The organism is Halobacillus sp. BBL2006 (assembly GCF_000786645.1).
Taxonomy (GTDB): domain Bacteria; phylum Bacillota; class Bacilli; order Bacillales; family Halobacillaceae; genus Halobacillus.
This window is the reverse complement of the sequence record NZ_JRNX01000568.1, coordinates 1-4,182: the sequence shown is the minus strand read 5'-3', so window position 1 is coordinate 4,182 and position 4,182 is coordinate 1. Positions and strand designations below refer to the sequence as shown.

The following is a 4,182-nucleotide window of genomic DNA, read 5'->3' as shown; positions in this document are numbered from 1 at the left end:
TACCGCATCCCTATTTGGAGTAACGGTGCTGGGGGAAGTGCTTACTCTTATTCAGACTATAGGAATTGGAATTATATTAATTACGATCACTCTATTAAGTGCACGACAGACTTAGTAATCCAGTGTAGTCCGTGATTTCATCATCTGTTGGCTAAAATAAAGGTAAGGCGTTTGGCGGACGTTTTAGGAGAAGAAGGATTTTTATCGAAGGAAAACGAATCTAGGAAGAACAGCTATTTAGCAATTTTTAGCAACAATTCCTAGAGGAGGATGATGGATACGATGAAAATTCGACATGTGCAAGCTTCCGATTATGATATGATCTCGCCCTTGATTAATGACTGGTGGGGGGGCAGAGAAATGTCTGATATGGTTCCTAGATTGTTCTTTCTCCATTTTACTCAAACAAGTTTCGTTGCAGAAGAAGAAGAAGGAGAGGTTGTCGGCTTTCTCATTGGATTCCTGTCCCAATCGCATTTAGATGAGGCTTACATACACTTTGTTGGCGTTCATCCTGATTATAGAGAGCGAGAAGTCGCCACGAAGTTGTATGACACGTTCTTTAAAGTGGCAAAAGTGAACAATAGAAGTGTTGTGCGTGCTATTACCTCGCCTGTGAATAAAGGTTCCGTTGCGTACCACAAAAAGATGGGCTTTGAAATGGAAAAGGGGGACAAAGAAATCGATGGTGTCCCTGTTGTAACACAATACGACGGGCGAGAGAAAGACCGGGTGTTATTTGTAAGGAGCCTGGGATGAAAGGAATAACCGCATGGCCTATAAAATTGAGAATGATAACAGCTACACCTCTCAAATGGCAAACTTAGTCGCAATGATGGATTATGCGAGAAGTACGACCTTGGAAGCGGTCGAAGGCTTAACGATGGAAGAACTCGATTACATTCCGCATGAAGAAGCCAATAGCATTGGATCCCTTCTGTTCCATATCGCTGCCATTGAAAAAGGGTTCCAAATCGAACTCTTCGACGGCAGAAGACCGAATCAAGAAGAGATGGTCGAGTGGGGAGCTGCTTATAGTTTAGGAAATCAAGGGAGAAGCGAGATCAGAGGCCATTCTTTGGACTTTTATCTTGATAAGCTGACCGAGGTCCGGGCGAGAACGTTAGAGGAGTTTAAGGTACGCAATGATGAATGGTTATACGAGGATTGCCTGTGGGATGGGCACAAATCGAATCACTATTTCATTTGGTTTCATGTTTTTGAAGATGAGATCAACCATAGAGGACAGATTCGTATGACCAGGAAAATGCTGCGGGCAAAAGTGTGAATTAAAAGCGCCATTCACTCCTGAATGACGCTTTTTTTGATTAAGACTTCCAAGAAGGAAGCATCTTATTAAGTGGTTTGTCTTTACGATACCCGAGTACATATTCCGCCTGCATGATCGTATGAATTTCTCGTGTCCCTTCATAGATGACCGGCGCTTTAGAATTTCTTAAATAACGTTCGACGGGATATTCGTTGGAGTACCCATAAGCGCCGTGAATTTGAACGGCATCGTCCGCAGCTTGGTTGGCAAAATCACATGCTTGCCACTTTGCCAAGGAAGTTTCTCGTGTATTCCGTTTGCCATCATTTTTCAGTTCGCCTGCACGATATACAAGTAAGCGACTCATTTGGAGACCTGCTTCCATCTTCGCAATCATTTGCTGGACGAGCTGGTGCCTGCCAATCTCTTTGCCAAATGTTTTCCGGTCATGACAATAGTCGATACTCGCTTCCAAGCATGCCATAATCTGCCCGCAGGCTCCGGCCGCAACGGTAAAACGGCCGTTATCCAAAGCGGCCATGGCAATTTTGAATCCATCACCTTCTTCACCGAGGAGATTCTCTTTAGGTACTTTTACTCCATCAAAAAACAGCTCTCCAGTATTTCCTGCGCGAATCCCGAGCTTTCCTTTCGTTGATTTGGAGGAGAAGCCTTCCATCGTCCTTTCCACAATAAAAGCGGAAATACCATGATGCTTTTTGCTTTTATCCGTGTAAGCAAAAACAAGAAAATGATCAGCTGCATCACAGAGAGAAATCCAGGTTTTCTGGCCGTTAAGCACATAATGATCGCCTTCTAGCCGAGCCGTTGATTGTAAAGCGGCTACATCAGAACCCGCTCCAGGCTCTGTCAGTCCGAATGCTCCGACTTTTTCCCCTTTAGCCTGCGGAATCAAATATTTCTGCTTTTGCTGTTCCGTACCCCACTGAAGCAGCGACATACTGTTCAATCCTGTGTGAACAGAGACTGCCGTTCGAAACGCGGTATCGCCTCGTTCCAGTTCCTCACAGACAATCGCCAATGCATTATAATCCATGCCGCTTCCACCATACTCCGTCGGAATACATACACCCATCAGTCCAAGAGAGGCAAGCTTAGTAAAGATGCTAGTTTCAAAGTGTCCTTTTGCATCCCAATCTCCGATATAAGGCATAATTTCTTTATCTACAAAATCTCTCACCGTTTTCCGGAGCATGACTTGTTCATCGCTGAAGTCAAAATTCATACAATCACTCCTCAGATCGTGTTGGATTTTCTTAAGTTTTCAATTTGAGAAGGCGTATAACCTAACGCCTGCAATATTTCCATCGTATGTTCCCCTGGTTCCGGAGGATGCTGCTTTATTTGGGTTGGTGTCTTTGAGAGCTTCAACGGACTGCCTATCATTTTGACTTGGCCGGCTTTAGGATGGTCTGCAGAAACGAACATACCGCGAGCTTCTAAATGACCGTCGTTCACTACTTCCTTCAACGTCTGGATCGGTCCGAACGGAATATTGGCCTGGTGGCATTTTTCCTTCCAATAGGTAGTCGGTTGCGTGGAAAAAGCTATTTGTAAAATCTTAGTCAGCTCTTTCCGGTTTTCGACTCTCGCAGGATTGGTTCGAAATCTAGTATCAAATATCAAGTGAGTCTGGTTGATGACGTGACAGAGAGCAGCAAATTGATGGTCATTTCCGACGGCAATGACCATTTCACCATCACTGGAGTGAAAGGTCTGGTAAGGGACGATATTTGCATGATGATTGCCTAATCGCTCTGGAACTTGTCCAGTCATCAGGTAGTTGCTTCCAATATTGATGAGCGCGCTCACAGCGGAATCATATAAGGAGAGGTCGATTTTCTGTCCCTCCCCAGAGTGGGTTCTTTCCAATAGGGCAGCCTGGATCCCAATACAGGCATACAAGCCTGTCAAAATGTCCGTAATCGCCACGCCTAACTTTTGAGGTCCAGAGTCATCGTCTCCAGTAATGCTCATCAGTCCGCTCATAGCCTGAATGATGAAATCATAGCCTGGAAGGTTCTTGTTCGGCCCAGTTTCTCCAAACCCCGTAATGGAGCAGAAAACTATGCCGGGATTTAGACTTCTAAAAGTTTCATAATCAAGTCCCAGTCGTTCCATTGTCCCTGTTTTAAAATTGTGAAGGACGACATCGCTCTCTTGTACAAGCTTTTTAATGATTTCTTTTCCAGCTTCTGATTTTAAATTGACGGTAATGCTTTGTTTATTACGGTTCGCACACAAATAATACGCACTGACACCTTCTTGAAATGGAGGTCCCCACTTTCTTGTGTCATCGCTTCCTCCTGGTGCTTCTACTTTTATCACTTCTGCACCAAGATCACCCAAAATCATCGAGCAATAAGGTCCGGCGAGAACTCTTGTCAAATCGAGGACCCGAATCCCTTCTAACGCTGCAGTCAGGTGAATCACATCCTTTCTCCATAAGAAAAGCCAGAAGAACCCATACAATGTATGAATCCAACTGGCTTGGGATCTACTAGAATCATTGGAATAGAGGCATAGGGTCTGTCCTCATAGTATTGAAGTTACATTATATCTTATCGAGAAAGGGAAGAAATTATGATTATGAATTGAGCAATCATAAACCAAATTTTTTTTAATAGGATGTAACAGTAGGCATTAAAAGTGGAAGGGCCTTGAGCGCTCAATGATATTATAGAGCCTCAAAAAAATATTTATTATACCTTTGATTCGGGGGTTTGGAAGATGATCTATGGTTCAGAGCAAGTTAAAAGTTTACCTCCTTATCTGTTTTCTATCTTTCATCAAAAAAAGAAGCAGTTGGAAGAGAAGGGGATCGACGTCATCGATCTAGGAATCGGAGCCCCGGACCTGCCCACACCATCTTTTATCATCAAGCGGTTAAC

General features: G+C 43.9%; 4 protein-coding genes and 1 pseudogene. 3 read left to right on the top strand and 2 right to left on the bottom strand.

Translation table 11 applies throughout. The features are described 5' to 3' along the window. Nucleotides 1-282: 282 nt before the first annotated feature. Together LD39_RS16020 and LD39_RS16015 are read left to right on the top strand one after the other, a co-directional pair. Nucleotides 283-759, top strand: coding sequence for a GNAT family N-acetyltransferase (locus LD39_RS16020; RefSeq protein WP_035549621.1), 477 nt, complete (start codon nt 283-285; stop codon nt 757-759). Between the two features lie 13 nt (nt 760-772). Beyond that, on the top strand, nt 773-1,288 hold the full coding sequence (locus LD39_RS16015) for a DinB family protein (RefSeq protein ID WP_035549616.1): 516 nt from the start codon (nt 773-775) through the stop codon (nt 1,286-1,288). 40 nt (nt 1,289-1,328) lie between these two features. On the opposite strand, the gene LD39_RS16010 is transcribed toward LD39_RS16015, so the two are convergent. Further along, nucleotides 1,329-2,516 carry an acyl-CoA dehydrogenase family protein gene (locus LD39_RS16010; protein ID WP_035549614.1) on the bottom strand — a complete coding sequence of 396 codons (1,188 nt, stop codon included), beginning with the start codon at nt 2,514-2,516 and terminating at the stop codon, nt 1,329-1,331. Between the two features lie 11 nt (nt 2,517-2,527). Next, a complete protein-coding gene (locus tag LD39_RS16005) occupies nt 2,528-3,715 on the bottom strand; it encodes a CaiB/BaiF CoA-transferase family protein (RefSeq protein WP_035549618.1) in 1,188 nt (395 codons plus the stop codon). Between the two features lie 306 nt (nt 3,716-4,021). On the opposite strand from LD39_RS16005, the pseudogene LD39_RS22775 reads away from it, so the two are divergent. Next, nucleotides 4,022-4,182: pseudogene (locus LD39_RS22775) on the top strand (LL-diaminopimelate aminotransferase); the annotation flags it as partial.